The sequence below is a fragment of the Rhizobium sp. N731 genome (assembly GCF_001664145.1).
Lineage (GTDB): Bacteria > Pseudomonadota > Alphaproteobacteria > Rhizobiales > Rhizobiaceae > Rhizobium > Rhizobium esperanzae.
In genome coordinates this window covers 574,131-590,271 of record NZ_CP013601.1, presented here as the reverse complement: position 1 = coordinate 590,271, position 16,141 = coordinate 574,131, and the positions used below count along the sequence as shown (strand labels likewise).

General features: G+C 62.8%; 15 protein-coding genes. 7 read left to right on the top strand and 8 right to left on the bottom strand.

Features of this window, described 5'->3' with window-relative positions; translation table 11 throughout:
* The first annotated feature begins 262 nt into the window (after positions 1-262).
* From AMK02_RS02915 to AMK02_RS02905, 3 genes are all read left to right on the top strand, one after another.
* A complete protein-coding gene (locus AMK02_RS02915; protein WP_064805886.1) occupies positions 263-4,027 on the top strand; it encodes a peptidoglycan-binding protein in 3,765 nt (1,254 codons plus the stop codon).
* A gap of 293 nt (positions 4,028-4,320) precedes the next feature.
* A complete protein-coding gene (locus tag AMK02_RS02910) occupies positions 4,321-5,244 on the top strand; it encodes a sulfite exporter TauE/SafE family protein (protein ID WP_064800591.1) in 924 nt (307 codons plus the stop codon).
* A complete protein-coding gene (locus AMK02_RS02905) occupies positions 5,244-6,044 on the top strand; it encodes a TIGR02186 family protein (protein ID WP_064800590.1) in 801 nt (266 codons plus the stop codon). Before AMK02_RS02910 ends, AMK02_RS02905 begins: the two co-directional genes overlap by 1 nt.
* Positions 6,045-6,079: 35 nt before the next feature.
* On the opposite strand, the gene AMK02_RS02900 is transcribed toward AMK02_RS02905, so the two are convergent.
* Positions 6,080-6,367 carry a YciI family protein gene (locus tag AMK02_RS02900; RefSeq protein ID WP_064800589.1) on the bottom strand — a complete coding sequence of 96 codons (288 nt, stop codon included), beginning with the start codon at positions 6,365-6,367 and terminating at the stop codon, positions 6,080-6,082.
* Between the two features lie 12 nt (positions 6,368-6,379).
* Positions 6,380-6,988, bottom strand: coding sequence for a TetR/AcrR family transcriptional regulator (locus AMK02_RS02895; protein WP_064800588.1), 609 nt, complete (start codon positions 6,986-6,988; stop codon positions 6,380-6,382).
* A gap of 201 nt (positions 6,989-7,189) precedes the next feature.
* Here AMK02_RS02895 and AMK02_RS02890 point away from each other — a divergent pair, with 201 nt between their 5' ends.
* A complete protein-coding gene (locus AMK02_RS02890) occupies positions 7,190-7,747 on the top strand; it encodes a dihydrofolate reductase family protein (RefSeq protein WP_064800587.1) in 558 nt (185 codons plus the stop codon).
* A gap of 278 nt (positions 7,748-8,025) precedes the next feature.
* Entirely contained in the window at positions 8,026-8,607 is a 582-nt protein-coding gene (locus tag AMK02_RS02885; RefSeq protein ID WP_064800586.1) for a transglycosylase SLT domain-containing protein, read from the top strand.
* 42 nt (positions 8,608-8,649) lie between these two features.
* Here the strand turns inward: AMK02_RS02885 and pdeM are convergent, their stop codons facing one another.
* The 3 genes from pdeM to AMK02_RS02870 are packed head-to-tail and all read right to left on the bottom strand — an operon-like array spanning position 8,650 to position 12,587.
* Positions 8,650-9,375 carry a ligase-associated DNA damage response endonuclease PdeM gene (gene pdeM / locus AMK02_RS02880; protein ID WP_064800585.1) on the bottom strand — a complete coding sequence of 242 codons (726 nt, stop codon included), beginning with the start codon at positions 9,373-9,375 and terminating at the stop codon, positions 8,650-8,652.
* A gap of 26 nt (positions 9,376-9,401) precedes the next feature.
* Positions 9,402-11,906 carry a ligase-associated DNA damage response DEXH box helicase gene (locus AMK02_RS02875; protein WP_064800584.1) on the bottom strand — a complete coding sequence of 835 codons (2,505 nt, stop codon included), beginning with the start codon at positions 11,904-11,906 and terminating at the stop codon, positions 9,402-9,404.
* 48 nt (positions 11,907-11,954) lie between these two features.
* Positions 11,955-12,587, bottom strand: coding sequence for a YitT family protein (locus AMK02_RS02870; RefSeq protein ID WP_064800583.1), 633 nt, complete (start codon positions 12,585-12,587; stop codon positions 11,955-11,957).
* 128 nt (positions 12,588-12,715) lie between these two features.
* Here AMK02_RS02870 and AMK02_RS02865 point away from each other — a divergent pair, with 128 nt between their 5' ends.
* Positions 12,716-13,216, top strand: coding sequence for an RrF2 family transcriptional regulator (locus AMK02_RS02865; RefSeq protein ID WP_064800582.1), 501 nt, complete (start codon positions 12,716-12,718; stop codon positions 13,214-13,216).
* Between the two features lie 21 nt (positions 13,217-13,237).
* The gene (locus AMK02_RS02860; protein WP_064800581.1) at positions 13,238-13,699 is read left to right on the top strand and encodes a carboxymuconolactone decarboxylase family protein; all 462 of its coding nucleotides are present in this window, start codon (positions 13,238-13,240) and stop codon (positions 13,697-13,699) included.
* Positions 13,700-13,748: 49 nt separating this feature from the next.
* Here AMK02_RS02860 and AMK02_RS31605 read toward each other — a convergent pair whose 3' ends face one another.
* The 3 genes from AMK02_RS31605 to AMK02_RS02850 form a co-directional block, all read right to left on the bottom strand.
* On the bottom strand, positions 13,749-13,916 hold the full coding sequence (locus tag AMK02_RS31605; protein WP_164517741.1) for a hypothetical protein: 168 nt from the start codon (positions 13,914-13,916) through the stop codon (positions 13,749-13,751).
* A gap of 308 nt (positions 13,917-14,224) precedes the next feature.
* On the bottom strand, positions 14,225-14,860 hold the full coding sequence (locus AMK02_RS02855; protein WP_064800580.1) for a YitT family protein: 636 nt from the start codon (positions 14,858-14,860) through the stop codon (positions 14,225-14,227).
* Between the two features lie 210 nt (positions 14,861-15,070).
* The gene (locus AMK02_RS02850) at positions 15,071-16,003 is read right to left on the bottom strand and encodes a class I SAM-dependent DNA methyltransferase (RefSeq protein WP_064805884.1); all 933 of its coding nucleotides are present in this window, start codon (positions 16,001-16,003) and stop codon (positions 15,071-15,073) included.
* Between the last annotated feature and the right edge of the window lie 138 nt (positions 16,004-16,141).

Sequence of the window (16,141 nt, the reverse complement as noted above, 5' to 3'; positions counted from 1 at the left end):
ACGTTAAAAAATTCCCATCGATCTTAACGGCTTGTTTACCACGTTTCGTGAAAGGTGCGGATTGAGCCGTAGTGATCCGCATTCCTTTTCCCCGTCCCGCGTTTTCCAAGGATGCCGCTACATCGTCCAGCGTGAGGAAAGTCTAATTGACTATCTTCTCATGGACGAGGGCGCGCCGGTCCCGCGACAGGCGCGGGCCACAGACGGAAAAACCACGGATCGAGCTCTGACGAGAGGTCGAGCAGTCGAAGCGAGCAAGAAGATGAACGGATCGCGATCAAATCCTTCCCGACAGTCCGACAGGACCTCGCTCGATGCGCTGAACCGCACGATCGAAGGGCTGGAGGCGCGCATCGAAGGGCTGATGGGCAGCGGACGCGATCAGCGGACGCGCACGCCAACGGCCGAGCGCGATCCTTATGCGGGCTCCAATGCACCCCGCCCCACACGAGCGCCGCTCGAGCCGCGGCCGGATCCGCTGGCAGAAATTCGCCAGCGCCAGCGCGCTTTGGAAGCGGGCCGCGAACGCTCCTATGGGCGCGAGCAGGCCACCCAGCTGCGCGACCCCGCACCGCGCGCCACCGCGCCACTCTCCGCCCCTGCCTTGCGCGCCGGCGACGACACGATGACCGAGATCGCCCAGGCGCTCGTCAACCTCAGGCAGGACCTGAAGCGCGACATTTCCGAGGGCGTGACTCGCGAGATGAGCGCGCTGCGCGCCGAACTGCGCGAGATCAAGGCGACTGCCGGAGACAGCCGCTTCGCCGACGACATCCGCGCCGACATGAACCGTCTAGCTCAGAGCATCAGTCAGTTGACCGGCCGCTCGAGCGCGCCGGAGGCTGCCGGCCTGCGTGAGGATTTCGAGGAACTGCGCTCGCTGATGGACGGGCTGGCGCGGGAGGAATCGCTGCGCCATATGGAAAATCGCTGGGACGGCGTCGAGAGCCGGCTTGCGGCACTCGATACCGAGGGGCTGCAGGAAGAACTCGTTTCGCTCGCTTACCGGCTCGACGACATCAAGCGCCATCTCGGCGGCATGGACGAAAGCCCGGCGGTGCGGGCACTGGAAGACAAGCTGATCGCCATCGCCACGGCGATGGAGCAATTCGGCAACATGATCCAGCCGCATGACCGGATCATGTCCGAGCAGTTCGCCGCCATGGACACGCGGCTCGACGAGATCAGCCGGGCGATCGCGGCCAGCGGACGCGCGGCCGCCGGCAACGATCCGACGTTGTTGCAGCGGCTGGAAAGCCGGCTCTCGTCGCTCGCCGACCAGATCGACATGATGAGCCATGACGCGGCCAGCCGCGCAAATCCGGCCGACGAGCTGGCGATGCGGCTGGAAGCCCTGACGGAGCGTGTCGAGGAGTTGACCAAGGCGGAAGCGACGTCCCGGCTCGACGAGCGCCTGGAACATCTTTCCTATCTGTTGGAGCGCACCCAGAAGGCGGCCGCGCAACCCGACCTCACCGGCCCGCTTTCCGACATCTCCCGCAAGATCGATGCGCTGGAGAATGGCGCGGTCAATGACGTGCTGGCGCAGCGGCTCGATTATCTCGCTCGGCGCATCGACGAGATGGCTTATCAGCAGCCCGCCCCTGCCGCAGCGATCGACGACAGGGCCTTCCAGCGTCTCGAAGGCCGGCTGAGCGACATCGCCGCCCGGCTGGAAGAAACAACAGCGGCGGCGCCGACCGATCCGCGGGCGCTGAAAAACCTTGAAGACCAGATCGCCAACCTTTCGGCGCTGATGAGCGAGCCGCGCGAAAGTGCCGCGATCCCGGCCGACTTCGACCGGCGCATGGGCGCGATCGAAGACTATATGGCGACGAGCGACGAATATATCATCGAGGCGGCACGGCAGGCGGCGGAAGCCGTCGTCGAGGCCTATTCGCGCAATGGCGGCCTTCAGGGCGGCGTGCCCGCCGCCGACATGTCGGCGCTGGCGGCGCTGGCCGAGGATCTGCGCCATCTCGAGGATATCAGCCGCGACAGCGAGGAGCGCACGCACAAGACCTTCAAGGCGCTGCACGAGACGCTGGTCCATATCGCTGACCGGCTCGACGGCATGGAAGAGCGCGGACGGCCGGTCGCCCAGATGCCGATGGCCGACGTCGATTTCGATGTGGACCCCTATGCGCTGATGGTGGCCGAAGCCGCCCGGGCACCGGACGCAGCGCCGGCGACGAAAGCCTCTCCGGTCATCCGCACGGCAGAGGTCGCGGCGGAACCTGCCGCCCCAGTCCAGGCTGCGGCCATGAGCGCGACGAGCGCAATCGCCATCGAAGCCGCAACGAGGACGCCGGAGACCCCGACACCGGCGCCTGTAAAAACCAGCCTGCTCGCCAGCCTTGGCAAGCGGCTGCGGCCCGCCAAGAAAGCCGAGGCGCAGGCGAACGAACGACCGATGATCGACCCCGCCCCGTCAATCGATCCCGCCGACGTAGTGCAGACGGATGCCGCGAACGAACTGCTCGAGCCGGGTTCGGGCGCGCCCGACGTCAAGAAGATTCTCGAGCGGGTGCGCGCCAGCCAGAGTGCTCAACGCGGCAAACCTACCGTCGAGGCCGATCGGGCCGATTACATCGCCGCTGCGCGCCGGGCGGCGCAGGCAGCCGCAATGGAAGTCGACGCCAATCCGAAGCAGGCGGCCAAGGCCGAGAAAAAGGCCGCGAATGCCGCCAAGGCCGGCAAGATCGGTAAAACAGGCAAGACCAGCGCCTTTTCGCGCTACCGCCGGCCGATCCTTCTCGCCGTCGGCGCCGTGCTGCTCGCCATCATGGCCTTTCCGCTGGCCCGGACGCTGACGAGTGGCGAGCCGGCGCCGCAGTCGCCGGCGGAGGTCTCGGTACTGACGGGGGCGATGGACAACCCGCAGCCGGTCCCGCCTGAGGCGACACCCGCCCAGCCGGACACCGGCGCTGCCGATATGAACGCCGCTGCAACGACGAGCGCGCCGGCCACCGATCAGGCGCAGCCGGAAACAACCCCGCCTGCCGCCGGCGATCATCTGACCGATGCGATGCCGCTCGACGGCGAAGGGGCTGCAACCTTTGCCCCCGCCGGTTCGTCCGTCGCAACGCAGGAAACGTCGAGCTTCACTGCGAACAGCCCGATCGCAGCGGCGCCCGGGCCGCAGGCAGCGATCACCATTCCCGAGAGCGTGCAGCCGAAATCACTTGCCGATGCGGCGCAGAGCGGCGACGCCCTGGCGCTGTTCGAGATCGGCGCACGCTATTCGGACGGCCGCAACGGCATGACCGTCGATCAGAAACAGGCCGCCGGCTGGTACCAGCTTGCGGCCGACAAGGGTTTTGCGCCGGCACAATATCGGCTCGGCAGCATGTATGAGAAGGGCAACGGCGTCGAACGCGACATCGCCAAGGCGAAGGGCTTCTACGAGCAGGCGGCGAACCAGGGCAATGCCAGCGCCATGCACAATCTCGCCGTCCTGTACGCCTCCGGCGCACTCGGCCAGCAGGATTATGCGACGGCGGCCTCGTGGTTTACCAAGGCCGCCAATCTCGGCATCACCGACAGCCAGTTCAACCTGGCGATCCTCTGCGCGAGGGGCAACGGCGTTCCGGCCGATCTCGAAGAATCCTATAAGTGGTTTGCGATCGCCGCCAAGGCCGGCGACAAGGATGCAGCACAGAAGCGCGACGAGGTAGCCAAGGCGATGAAGCCCGACCAGCTCGAACGGGCGCGCGCCAAGGCCGATCTCTGGAAGCCGGAACCGCTCGACCATCGCGCCAACGGCATCGACATCCCCGACGAATGGGCCGGCACGGGCATGAAGACGGCAACCGTCGACATGAAGAAAGCGATCCGCAACATCCAGGCGATCCTCAACAATAACGGCTTCGACGCCGGCGTGCCGGACGGCGAAATGGGCGCCAAGACCGTTACCGCGATCAAGAACTTCCAGAAGTCGATCGGCCAGGAGCCGGACGGCAAGGTGAGCGACGCGACCGTGAAGGCGCTGCTCGAACGCAACAAGCAAGTCGCCAAGGCGATCTGAGGCGCGTCGACGGAGGTCGAGCCGCCGTTGAAGACCCCTCCCCACAAGGGTCTTCACCGGCTTCGCGGCGCTTTGCCGCAAGCTTTCCGAATTTTTGCAACCGTCGTCACAAAACCTGAAAAAAGCCCGATTATGCCGGACATATCGATCCGCGCATCGCCGAATCTCCTGCCATCGATCTCCATCCATCAGGGCCGATCGAAAGCCTCTGGCAACGATTTCACAGTATGGTGTGCATTCGAACGGGGACACAGGAACCGCCCGGCAGGAGCGGTCATCATTCGGGGTCGGTTGTGACAATCTATCTGCCAATCGCAGAATTGTCGGTGAACATCTTCATCATTCTCGGCATGGGGGCGGCCGTCGGATTCCTGTCCGGAATGTTCGGCGTCGGCGGCGGTTTTCTCATCACCCCGCTATTGATCTTCTACAACATCCCGCCCGTCGTCGCCGTCGCCACCGGTGCCAACCAGGTTGTGGCGTCGTCGATTTCAGGTGCGATCACCCATTTCCGGCGCGGCACGCTCGACGTCAAGCTCGGCACGGTGCTTCTGTTCGGCGGTCTTTCAGGGGCGACCGTCGGCATCTGGATCTTCTCGCTGCTGCGGGCCATCGGCCAGCTCGATCTGATCATCTCGCTGATGTATGTCGTCTTCCTCGGCACGGTTGGCGGGCTGATGCTGCTCGAAAGCATCAATGCCATGCGGCGGGCGGCACGCAATGAGCCGCCCGTACCGCGCAGGCCGGGCCACCAGCACTGGGTGCACAAGCTGCCGCTCAAGGTGCGCTTCAAGAAATCGAAGATTTTCCTCAGCGTCATTCCGATCATCGCGCTCGGCTTTGCGATCGGCATCCTGACCTCGATCATGGGTGTCGGCGGCGGCTTCATCATGGTGCCGGCAATGATCTACCTCCTGCGCATCCCGACCAATGTCGTGGTCGGCACCTCGCTCTATCAGATCATCTTCGTGACCGCCTATACGACGATCGTGCAGGCGGCGACGAACTTCTCAGTCGACATCGTGCTTGCTTTCATCCTGATGGTGGCGGGTGTCGTCGGGGCGCAATACGGCGTGCGCGTCGGCCAGAAGCTGCGCGGCGAACAGCTGCGCGCGCTGCTCGGCCTGCTGGTGCTGGCTGTCGGCCTGCGTCTGGCGATCGCACTGGTGGTCACCCCGGCGGACGTCTATTCGGTGGTGATGGGGACCGGCAACTGATGCGCCTGATTGCCTCGATCCTCCTGTTCCTGTGTCTGCTGCCGGCGGTTGCCGGGGCGCAGTGGCTGCCGGGGCAGGCAACGGAAGCGGTGCGCGAAGGCCTTGAGATCGGCACGTCGACCAGCGAAATCGCCATCACTTCGGATTTCCATGGCGCGGATCTGACGATCTTCGGGGCGCTCTCGAACACCGACCAGCTGCTGCTCGCCATTGGCCAGTATGACGTGGTGGTGGTGCTGGAAGGCCCGCGCGAGGACGCAACGGTGCGCAAGAAGGAACGCGTCTTCGGCATCTGGGTCAACAGGCGCTCGATGACTTTCGAGGCCGTGCCGCATTCCTATTCGATGTCGAGCTCGCGCATGATCGACGACCTGACGACGCCGCTCGAACTGACCGATCAGGGGATCGGCATCGACCACATTCCGCTGACGCCGGTCGGCTTCGTCGGCGACGGCAGCAATCTCGGCGAGTTCCGTCAGGCTTTCCTGCGGCTGCAGCAGGGCGGCGCGCTTTATGACCGCAACCCGAGCGGCGTGCGGTTCGTTTCATCGAACCTCTTCAAGGCGAGCCTGCGCCTGCCGGCAAATATTCCGAACGGGGTGCACACGGTGCGCGCCTATCTCTTCAAGAGCGGCAATCTCATTACCGATAAATCGCTGCCGCTGCGCGTCATCAAGACGGGCATCGAACAGACGATCACCGATGCGGCCCATGATCAGCCAATCCTCTACGGCTTTGCGGCCGTGGCGCTCGCCGTCGTCACCGGCTGGGGGGCCAGCCTGATCTTCCGCAAGGAATGATCAGGCGCCGACGGCAAAATCATCGCGCCCGTATCTTATGTCTTCAGGAAGGCGAGCCGCTCATCGACGCGGGCGGGGGCAATTTCCAGAATATCGGCGCTGACGACGCCTTCCGCTACAAAAGGATCCTGCCGGATCCGGGTTTCGAGTTCGGCGCGCGAGGTGTTGTGAGCGACGACCGCTCCACCTGCGCTCGGCTGAAGGCCGCCGGCGAGAAGAAAAATCCCATCGTCGAAGCCGCGTTTGAGCCAGGCATTGTGCGCCTCCATCAGAACGGGCGCTTTGGCCTTGCCATCAGAAAACTTCAGCGTAACGAAAAACATCCAAGGGCTCCTTTAGGAATGCTGTCGGGAATCGGTTTCGGGAAAGACGGGTGTTCCTGGACGCTGCGCCGCCAGCCACGCGCGCATGTTTTCCACCTCGTTTCGAACAAAGATTTCGTCGCGATAGGCGGCCGCAAGCGTCGCTACCCCTTGGCTCCGCATCAGAATGTGCATGGCAAGCGCATCGGCTTCAGCCTCGCGGCCAAACGCACTGAATTGACGTGAGAGCCAATGGCGAAACAGATCGAAAAGTTCGGCAGCACGGCTCTTGGCAATATGATCGAGCTTGGCGAGTTCGCCGCAAAGCGTGCCGACCGGGCAACCGTGCGCCATGATCTTCGTCTGATTCACGATGAGGAGATTGATGAAGCTGAGAATGCGCTCGTCAGGTGCCTCGGCTTTCGCTTCCCACCCATCGAGCATTGACCTGGTTTCGAGGAGGCGATGGGTGATCACCGCATCGAGAAGCTCGTCCTTCGTCTTGAAGTGATAATAAAAATTGCCTCGCGAGAGTCCGACTGTTCCCGCAATGTCGGCAAAGGATGTCGCTTCGAAGCCCCTCTCGTAGAAAAGCCTGTCGGCTGCTTCGACAATCTGCTGTCGGGTGGCCGCAGCAACCATTTTCATTCTTCCTTTTGTCCGCGAAGCCACGACTCGTAGGTCGATTGACCTAGGAATTAGGACGATTGACCTAGAAGAGTCAAGCGCCGGAACTTCTTGTCGGCAGCCCGTCTCGCCCCTCGAACCACTTGCGTATCGCAATCAGTTGAACTATCGTAAACCAGTTGCTTGTTGAAAGCAGTTTTACCCGAGGAGGATGAAATGCGGAAGCTTGTCGTCTGGAACCTGATGACGCTTGATGGCTATTTCGAGGGAACGAAACCGTGGGAGATCGACTTCCACAATCTCGCCTGGGGGCCAGAGCTCAAGCGCTATGCAGAGCGGTTCGGCGAGGAAGGCGATCTCCTGGTCTTCGGCCGCAAGACCTATGAGGGCATGGCCGCCTACTGGCCGACAGCCGAGGACGAAGACAAGATCAAATCCTATATGAACGGCATCGCCAAGATCGCCGTCTCTCGAACGATGACCAACCCTGGCTGGAACAATGCCCGTATCGTCAGCGATCCCATCCCCGAATTGACCAGGCTGAAGCAGGAGGACGGCAAGACGATCTTCATCTTCGGCAGCGCCGCGCTGGCCGACAGCCTGCTGAGGGCCAACCTCATCGATGAGATCAGAGTCTGCGTGGTGCCGGTCATTCTCGGCGGCGGCAATCCGCTTTTCAAAGCAAATGAGGCCCAAGTGCGGTTGAAGCTCATTGAATCCGCGACCAAGCAAAGCGGCGCAGTGATCCTGCGCTACGAGCCCGTCAGGTCGTAGCGGGCTGTGGCTCATGGCTGTCTAGTTCCTGGGTGCGAAGACCCCTCCCCAACCCCTCCCCACAAGGGGGAGGGGCTTATATGCCGCCGCCGCTGCTTTCCATTTCACCCTTGCATCCGCGGAAAGGCTGACGTCTGCCCAGTTGGCGCAGCGCGTTAGCCCCTCCCCCTTGTGGGGAGGGGTTTTCATGATGGCCCTTCGGAAAAGCTCGTATTCGACTAAAAACCGGTTTTTAACATTTACGAGTTAGTAATCTCTCGGAAACGAGAGGTTCTGTTATGCGTACTCGTATCGTTCTGACCGCCGTGGGTCTCGCGCTGCTTGCCGGCTGCGCGACGGCGCCGAAGCAGACGAGGAACATCTGCGCCGTCTTCGATCAGCGCGAAGGGCTTTTCTCCAGCTGGCAGAGGGCGGCCGAGCGGACGGAGAAGAAATACGGCGTGCCCGTACCGATCCTGATGGCGACGATGTACACCGAATCCGGCTTCCAGCCCTATGCGCGGCCGCCGCGCACCAAGCTCTTCGGCTTCATTCCCTGGACCCGGCCGTCGACGGCCTACGGCTATTCGCAAGCGCTCGACGGGACATGGGATCACTATCAGTCGCAGACGGGGAACTGGGCGGCGCGGCGGACGAATTTTACCGACGCCATCGATTTCATCGGCTGGTATCATTACCAGAACAGCGTGGACACCGGCATTCCGCTGAACGATGCCTATAACCTCTATCTTGCCTATTATTCCGGGCCGACGGGATACAAGCGCGGCGACTGGCGCTCGAACGGGCAATTGCAGCAGACGGCGCAGAAGTTCGCGCGAATGGCGGGAACATATCAGCAGCAATTGCAGGGGTGTGATTGAGTTCACGGGGTGCCGTGTGGCACGCCCCATCGAGGACAGACGCTACCCACGCAAATTCCCGTACCGGACCGAATAGATCCGATCGCGTCCCAACAGATGCGCGATCAGCGATTCCTTGTCGAAAAGGCCTGTCATCGCTTGATGGCCGAGGTCGAGACCGCCGCTCATGACGCCGAAAGCCGGCATTAGGAGGCGGGCGCCGTCGGTGGCGAAACAGGGACGGCGGATGGATCGTTCCCGGCGGCGCACGGTCGCCGAAGGATGAAGGTGGCCAGCGATCTCGCCGCTCTGCAAGCCGTTTCTCGGCTCGTGGCGGAAGGTCAGGCCGGCATAACGCACCTCGTCGACGGAAGCGCCGGGCAGATCGACGACGCCATCGGGATCGTGATTGCCATTGACCCAGATCCATTCGCGACCGCGCGCCATCGCCACGATCAAAGCGCGGAAATTTTCCGGCAGATGCGCGGAGCCGACGCGATCGTGAAAATTATCGCCGAGCGAAACGACGAGCTTCGGATCGTAGCGGGAGATGACGGCGGCAAGCACGGTCAGGGTCGCCAGCGTGTCATAGGGCGGCAGCATCATGCCGCGGCGGGCGAAGGCCGCGCCTTTCTCCAAATGCAGGTCGGAGACGACGAGCAGACCGGCATCCGGCAGATAGAGGGCGCCGAGCGGATCGCAGACGGCGGCAATACCCTTCACCGATGTCTCAATGCCGGGGATCGCAGCCAATCCGGATATGTTGCGCGCCAGCGCCAGGCGGTTCATCACAGTCGTGTTCTTCCCAGTCGTCATCATGCCAAAGCTTCGGCGATCAGATCGTCGGCCGCCTCGGCGAGCAGCGCATCATGGGCTTCGCCCGGCACCGCCTCCCGTCCGATCTCCAGCATCACCGGCACGGCGAGCGGGGAAATATGGTCGAGCGGGCGATGGGTGATGTGGCCCCTGATTCGCATCAGCATATCGCCAAGACGGCTGATATCCAAAAGCCCAGTCGCCGCATCCTGGCGCGTGGCCTGCAGCAGGATGTGATCCGGCTCATGGCTGCGCAGCACGTCATAGATCAGATCGGCCGAGACGGTGATCTGGCGGCCGCTCTTTTCCTTGCCCGGATGGCGGCGTTCGATTAAGCCTGCAATCACGGCGCAGTTGCGGAAGGTGCGCTTCAGCAAGAAGGATTCGGCGAGCCAGGCTTCGAGATCGTCGCCTAGCATATCTGCGTCGAAGAGGTCGGAGAGGTTGAGCCTGCCGTTGCCGATCATCAGCCCCATATCTTCGAGGCCCCACACGGCGAGCGAGTAATCGGTGGCGACGAAGCCGAGCGGCTTGGCGCCGGCCCGCTCCAGCCGGCGGGTAAGCAGCATGCCGAGCGTCTGGTGGGCGAGACGGCCTTCGAAGGGATAGGCGACCATGTAGCCGCGGCTGCCGCGCGGGAAGGTTTCGATCAGGAACTCGTCGCGCTTCGGCAGCATCGACTTGTCGGTCTGCAGCGACAGCCAGTCGCGCACCTGATCCGGCAGGTGGCGCCAGCGGTCGGGATCGGCGATCATCGCCCGCACCTGCTCGGCGAGATAGGTCGACAGCGGAAACTTGCCGCCATTATAAGCCGGGATCTTCGGATCGAGCGAAAAGGCCTGAGAAGCCAGGCATTCATTTTCGCGGATGCCTTCGAAACGCAGCACCTTGCCGGAAAAGATGAAGGTGTCGCCCGGCGACAATTGCTCGAGGAAATATTCCTCGACCTTGCCCAGCGTCGCGCCGCCGCGGCCAATCCGGCCGCCCTCGCCGCGCTTGACCATGCGGATATTCAGCATCGGGCTTTCGACGATCGTGCCGAGGTTGAGGCGGTATTGCTGGGCGACAGCAGGATTGGAGACGCGCCAGCGCCCCTCCTTGGTTTTGCGGATGCGGGCGTAGCGCTCGTAAGTCCTCAGCGCATAACCGCCGGTCGCGACGAAATCGACGACGCGCTCGAAGGTCTCCCAGCTGAGATCGGCATAGGGTGAGGCGCTGGTGACTTCGTCGTAGAGTTCCAGCATGTCGAAAGGCTCGGCGCAGGCCATGCCGAGCACGTGCTGGGCGAGCACATCGAGCGCGCCGCGGCCGACGGGCGGCGTGTCCTGGGCGCCGATATAATTGGCGTCGAGGGCGGCCTGGCACTCCATCACCTCGAACCGGTTGGCCGGCACGAGGATCGCCTTCGAGGGCTCGTCCATGCGGTGATTGGCGCGACCGATGCGCTGGGCAAGACGCGAGGCGCCCTTCGGCGCGCCGACATGGATGACGAGATCGACATCGCCCCAGTCGATGCCGAGATCGAGCGTCGAGGTGGCAACAACGGCGCGCAGCCGGTTTTCGGCCATCGCCGCCTCGACCTTGCGGCGCTGCGCGACATCGAGCGAGCCGTGGTGGAGCGCGATCGGCAGGTTGTCGTCATTGATCGTCCAGAGTTCCTGGAACAGCATCTCCGCCTGGCTGCGGGTATTGACGAAGAGCAGCGTCGTCTGGTGTTCGAGGAGCTGCCGATAGACGTCGGGAATGGCATATTTGGCGGAATGGCCGGCCCAGGGAATGCGCTCGTCGGTCGACAAGATCGAAATATCGGGTTTGGCGCCGCCTTCGACGACGACGAGACCGGCATGATGTTCCCTCCCCTCCTCCTGGGCGACCAGCCATTTCTGCAAGTCCATCGGCTCGGCTACGGTCGCCGACAGGCCGATCGTCTTCAGCTCGGGGGCAAGGCGGCGCAGGCGGGCAAGGCCGAGCGACAGCATATGGCCGCGCTTGGAGGTGACGAGCGAATGCAGCTCGTCGAGTACGACATATTTCAGGTCCTTGAAGAAGCGCTCGGCCTCGCGGTTCGCCAGCAGCAGCGCGACCTGTTCGGGCGTCGTCAGCAGAATATCCGGAGGGCTGAGCTTCTGGCGCTGGCGCTTGGCATTCGGCGTATCGCCGGTGCGGTTTTCCACCGTGACCGGCAGGCCCATCTCCCCGACCGGCTTCATCAGGTTGCGCTCGATATCGATCGCCAGCGCCTTCAGTGGCGAGACATAGAGCGTATGGATGCCGGTGAAGGCGGAGCCGGGCGGAATGCGGCCGCGGCGGGTGAGATCGGTGAGCGAGGGCAGGAAACCGGCCAGCGTCTTGCCGGCGCCGGTCGGCGCGATCAGCAGCGTGTTTTGACCGGCCCCGGCGCGGGCGAGCAGCTCCAGCTGATGGGCGCGCGGGCGCCAGCCCTTTTCCGCAAACCAGCGGGTAAAGGCGGCAGGCAGCAAGGCTTCGGAATCGATCTGGTCCACGCCCTGAAGGTAGTGAAATAGTCGGGAAAAAGAAGAGCGTCCGCGCGCTTACATCGCGATATAGCGGTCCTTGCGGTGATTGATGGCGAGCGTCAGGTTGAGCACGACGGCGCCGAGCACCGAACAGGCGATGATGAAGGGGCTGGCGACGAAGAAGGAAAGCGCCAGCACGATCCCGTCGAAGCCGAGCTGGACGAGGCCGGCGCGCCAGCCGAAGCGATCCTGAATATAGAGGGCGAGGATGCCGATGCCGCCGAGGCTGGCCCGGTGGCGGAAGAGCGCCAGCATGCCGGCCGCAATGACGAGGCCGCCGAAGAGCGCTCCGGCAACCGGATGGACATGCGTCACGCCGATGAAGCCGGGCACGAATTCGGACAGGACCGAGGTCAGCCCGATCGCGACGAAGGTCTTGATAGTGAAGGCAGGCCCCAGACGGCGGAAGGCGATATAATAGAAGGGCAGGTTTACCGCAAAGAAGCAGAGACCGAAACTTATCCCCGTGGCGTAATGAACGAGGAACGCAAGCCCCGCGGTGCCGCCGGCCAGCAGCCCCGCGCCGGAAAGCAGCGTGACGCCGAGCACGGCGAGCATGCTGCCGGCGACGATGCCCTGCGCATCGTCGAACAGCGAGTGGCGATCGGCGCTGGAATTCAGAAGGCCTGCGAAGGCGTTGGATGCCATGATGTTCCCCTGTCGGTTTTGCCGTTTTCTATCCGGCGCAGGGATAAAGACAAGTGCCCAGCGAGACGCCGTTGACAGCACACATAATCGTGGATATATTTTATCCATGAATTGAGGAGACGGCGTCGATGAAAATGAGCGATGGAGTCGAGCAGGCCATTCACAGCGTCGCCATGCTCTCCGGCCTCTCCGAAGGCGGCGTGCTGTCGGCCGCCGCGCTGGCGGAATTCCACGGCGTTTCGACGAGCTACCTGCTCAAACATCTGCAGGCGCTGTCGGGCGCCGGCATCCTCGACACCGTGCCCGGGCCGAAGGGCGGCTATCGGCTGGCGAAGGCGCCGGCGGAGATTTCGCTGCTCGATATTCTGCTCGCCGTCGAAGGGCCGGCGCCGGCCTTTCGCTGCGCGGAAATCCGCCAGCGCGGACCGAACCCGGTCTCCGACCGCTTCTTCGCTACGCCCTGCAACATCAGCGCGGCGATGCTGCGGGCCGAGCGGGTCTACCGGGCCGAACTCGCCGAGACCAGCATTGCCGATCTTGGCATCGAACTCGCCGCCCTCGACGACGGATCGATCGCAGCCCGAGGCTGCGCCTTCCTTGAAATCCATGAACGCAAAACGGCTCGTTGAGCCACAACACAGGAGAAAGACATGCAACCGCGTTTCAATTTCGCCAAAGCCGCTCCGGATGCCTACAAAGCCGTCGTCGCGCTCGAACAATATGTCCAGTCTTCCGGGCTGGAGCGCCGCTTCATCCATTTGATCAAGCTGCGCGCCTCGCAGATCAACGGTTGCGCCTACTGCGTCGATATGCATGTGAAGGAAGCCCGCCATGACGGACTCAGCGAACAATGGATCAACCTGATGTGCGTCTGGCGGGAATCGCCGGTCTATGACGCGCGCGAAAGGGCCCTGCTCGGCTGGGTCGACGCGGTGACTACGATCGCCAAGACAGGCGCGCCGGACGCAGATTACGAGGCGCTGAAGGCGCATTTCTCCGAGAAGGAGATGACCGAGATCACGGTGGCGATTGGTGCGATCAATATCTGGAACCGACTTGCGGTCGGCTTCCGCTCTCAGCATCCCGTCGATCAGGTGACGAAAGCCGCGTAATCGATATTGACGAAACCGACCCGAAGATCTCGGGTCGGTCGATATCAGGTCAATCGTGATCCGCAGCGGGCCGGGCGGCAACGGCTTCAGACCCATTGTCCGAGAGGTCGATGCTGTTGAATATGTCGCGGACGACCTTGGTAATTTCCTCTGCGGAAGCGCCCTTGGCGTATTCTTCCTGCATGCGGCGTCTTACGAGTTTTTCCAAATCTGACATGATTCACCTCATCAAATCCGGCGCGACAGGAGTGTCGCGCCGGGGCTGATCTGAGGCAAGTTACGATTTATTTAGAATGGGTTACCGATTTGTAAGGTTTGAGTTTGGTCGTGGCGTGCCAAGAAAAAGACCCCTCCCCAACCCCTCCCCACAAGGGGGAGGGCTAACGTGTTGCACCAACTGAGACAAACGTCAGCCTTCTGCCGATGCAAGAGTGAAATAGAAAGCAACGAGAGCGGCATATAAGCCCCTCCCCCTTGTGGGGAGGGGTTGGGGAGGGGACTTTTCTTGAGGATGAGGCAGCCCCCTTACAGCGCAATATAACGATCAGCGCGGTGATTGATGGCGACGAAGAGGTTGAGGACGATGGCGCCAAGGACCGAATAGAAGACGATGGACGGCGTGGTGACGAAGAAGGCTGCGGCGAGGACGCACAGGTCGATGGCGAGCTGGACGAGGCCGGCGCGGATGCCGAAGCGCTCCTGCAGATAGATGCCGAGAATGCCGACGCCGCCGAGGCTGGCGCGGTGGCGATAGAGCGCCAGCAGGCCGAAGCCGAGCAGCAGACCGCCGAGGAGTGCGGCCCATGCCGGGTGGATAATCGAAATCGAAAAGAAGCGTGACTGCACGTCTGATAGCACCGAGGTCAGGCCGATGGCGATAAAGGTCTTGAGGGTGAAGACCATGCCGAGGCGCTTCCAGGAGAGATAGAAGAACGGCAGGTTGAGCAGGAAGAAGGCGAGGCCGAAATTGACGCCGAAGGCATAGTGCAGCAGGAAGGCGACACCGGCGGTGCTGCCGGTGAGAAAGCCGGCACTGGCGAGCACATAGAGGCCGAGCGCGGCAATCAGGCTGCCGGAGAAGATACCCTGCACATCTTCGATCGGCGTATGGCGCGTCGCGCTGGTATTCCAGACGCCAAGGGCATTGATGCGCTGTGTCATATCTCAGTCTCCACGGCAGACGAGTTCGCCAACGCCTCGGAGGAACTCCTGACGGCGGTGACGCTTTTCCCATGTGAAATCAGCCGGCGGGTCCGGCCTGTATCGCCGCGCTGTTGGCGGATATCAATGCAATATCAGCCTTTTGCCATTGCGATCAAGCGCAATAGGTAAGAAATACTGACCTATTAAAAAATCGCAAGAAATGTTCGCTCATGCAGCCTTGCGCGTAAGGAACAGAATGCCGGAAACCGGTTTTCCGCCATCTTTGCGGATGACCGCCTTGACGATCCTGAGGATTTCGAAGCCGTGGCGGGAAAGCAGCTGCCTCACATAGGCTTCCGAATGGGCATAACGCAGCGACGGGGCGAGATGGAAGCCGTCGCCGTCGCCGGCATCCTCGACGGAAAAGGCAAAATCCGCACCGGCAGCGGCGAGTTCACCGACGATCGCAAAGACGCTCTCGAGGTTGCCGAGATACATCAGCACGTCGGCTGCGGTCACGAGGTCGGCGCGGCGGCGCCCGGCATCATCGAACAGGCCGGAGCGATCGGGCGCGAGCGACAGATCGGCCTGGGCGAGGTAATCGTAGACCCGTTTCTCCGCAGCCTTGACCAGCATGTTCTGCGACAGGTCGAAGCCTTCGAGGCGGCAGGCGAGAGCGCGGATCTCCGGACCGAGCAGGCCGGTGCCGCAGCCGAGATCGACGGCGTATTCGTAACGCCTGTCGGTGGAAGCGACGAGGGCCGCAAGCTTTTGCGGAACGCTGTAATCGAGCCGGTCGACGAGGGCGGTGTCGAATCGATCGGCATAGTCGTCGAACAGGCGCTCGACATAGCGGCTCGGCGGCCGGTCGGGGATCGCAGCGTCGCCGAGAAGGGCAAGCTTGAGGGTGGCGCCGAATATGTCCTCGGGATCGAGGATGAGCGTCCGGCGATAGGCCTCGATGGCGGCTTCCCCCCTGCCCGCCTTTTCCAGATAGGCGGCGAGCCGATACCAGCCGGCGGCCCAGGCAGGCGCGAGTTCGAGCGCCTGTTCCATCAACTCGGCCGCTGCCTCCGCCTCGCCGCCTTCTTCGAGCATCCTGGCATAATCGGCGCGGCGGTCGGCGATGACATCGCCTGAGGAAAGCTGGTGGGATTGCATGACGGACCTATCGTTTCGCTGGCATTTGGCGGCGGCCACAAAAAAACTCAAGTCCTATTTCAGAGGCGAAGCGGCCAATTCCGGAAAGGGCTTGCGGGCGTTGCGCCGCGACCTTATTCCATGGGGCAAACAGGAGAT

What these genes read in the sequence shown, in the direction of transcription:
- AMK02_RS02915 (WP_064805886.1), top strand. Translation starts at nt 263, where the DNA reads ATGAACGGATCGCGATCAAATCCTTCCCGACAGTCCGACAGGACCTCG.
- AMK02_RS02905 (WP_064800590.1), top strand. Translation starts at nt 5,244, where the DNA reads ATGCGCCTGATTGCCTCGATCCTCCTGTTCCTGTGTCTGCTGCCGGCG.
- AMK02_RS02900 (WP_064800589.1), bottom strand. Translation starts at nt 6,367, where the DNA reads ATGTTTTTCGTTACGCTGAAGTTTTCTGATGGCAAGGCCAAAGCGCCC.
- AMK02_RS02895 (WP_064800588.1), bottom strand. Translation starts at nt 6,988, where the DNA reads ATGGTTGCTGCGGCCACCCGACAGCAGATTGTCGAAGCAGCCGACAGG.
- AMK02_RS02890 (WP_064800587.1), top strand. Translation starts at nt 7,190, where the DNA reads ATGCGGAAGCTTGTCGTCTGGAACCTGATGACGCTTGATGGCTATTTC.
- AMK02_RS02885 (WP_064800586.1), top strand. Translation starts at nt 8,026, where the DNA reads ATGCGTACTCGTATCGTTCTGACCGCCGTGGGTCTCGCGCTGCTTGCC.
- pdeM (WP_064800585.1), bottom strand. Translation starts at nt 9,375, where the DNA reads ATGAACCGCCTGGCGCTGGCGCGCAACATATCCGGATTGGCTGCGATC.
- AMK02_RS02870 (WP_064800583.1), bottom strand. Translation starts at nt 12,587, where the DNA reads ATGGCATCCAACGCCTTCGCAGGCCTTCTGAATTCCAGCGCCGATCGC.
- AMK02_RS02865 (WP_064800582.1), top strand. Translation starts at nt 12,716, where the DNA reads ATGAAAATGAGCGATGGAGTCGAGCAGGCCATTCACAGCGTCGCCATG.
- AMK02_RS02860 (WP_064800581.1), top strand. Translation starts at nt 13,238, where the DNA reads ATGCAACCGCGTTTCAATTTCGCCAAAGCCGCTCCGGATGCCTACAAA.
- AMK02_RS31605 (WP_164517741.1), bottom strand. Translation starts at nt 13,916, where the DNA reads ATGTCAGATTTGGAAAAACTCGTAAGACGCCGCATGCAGGAAGAATAC.
- AMK02_RS02855 (WP_064800580.1), bottom strand. Translation starts at nt 14,860, where the DNA reads ATGACACAGCGCATCAATGCCCTTGGCGTCTGGAATACCAGCGCGACG.
- AMK02_RS02850 (WP_064805884.1), bottom strand. Translation starts at nt 16,003, where the DNA reads ATGCAATCCCACCAGCTTTCCTCAGGCGATGTCATCGCCGACCGCCGC.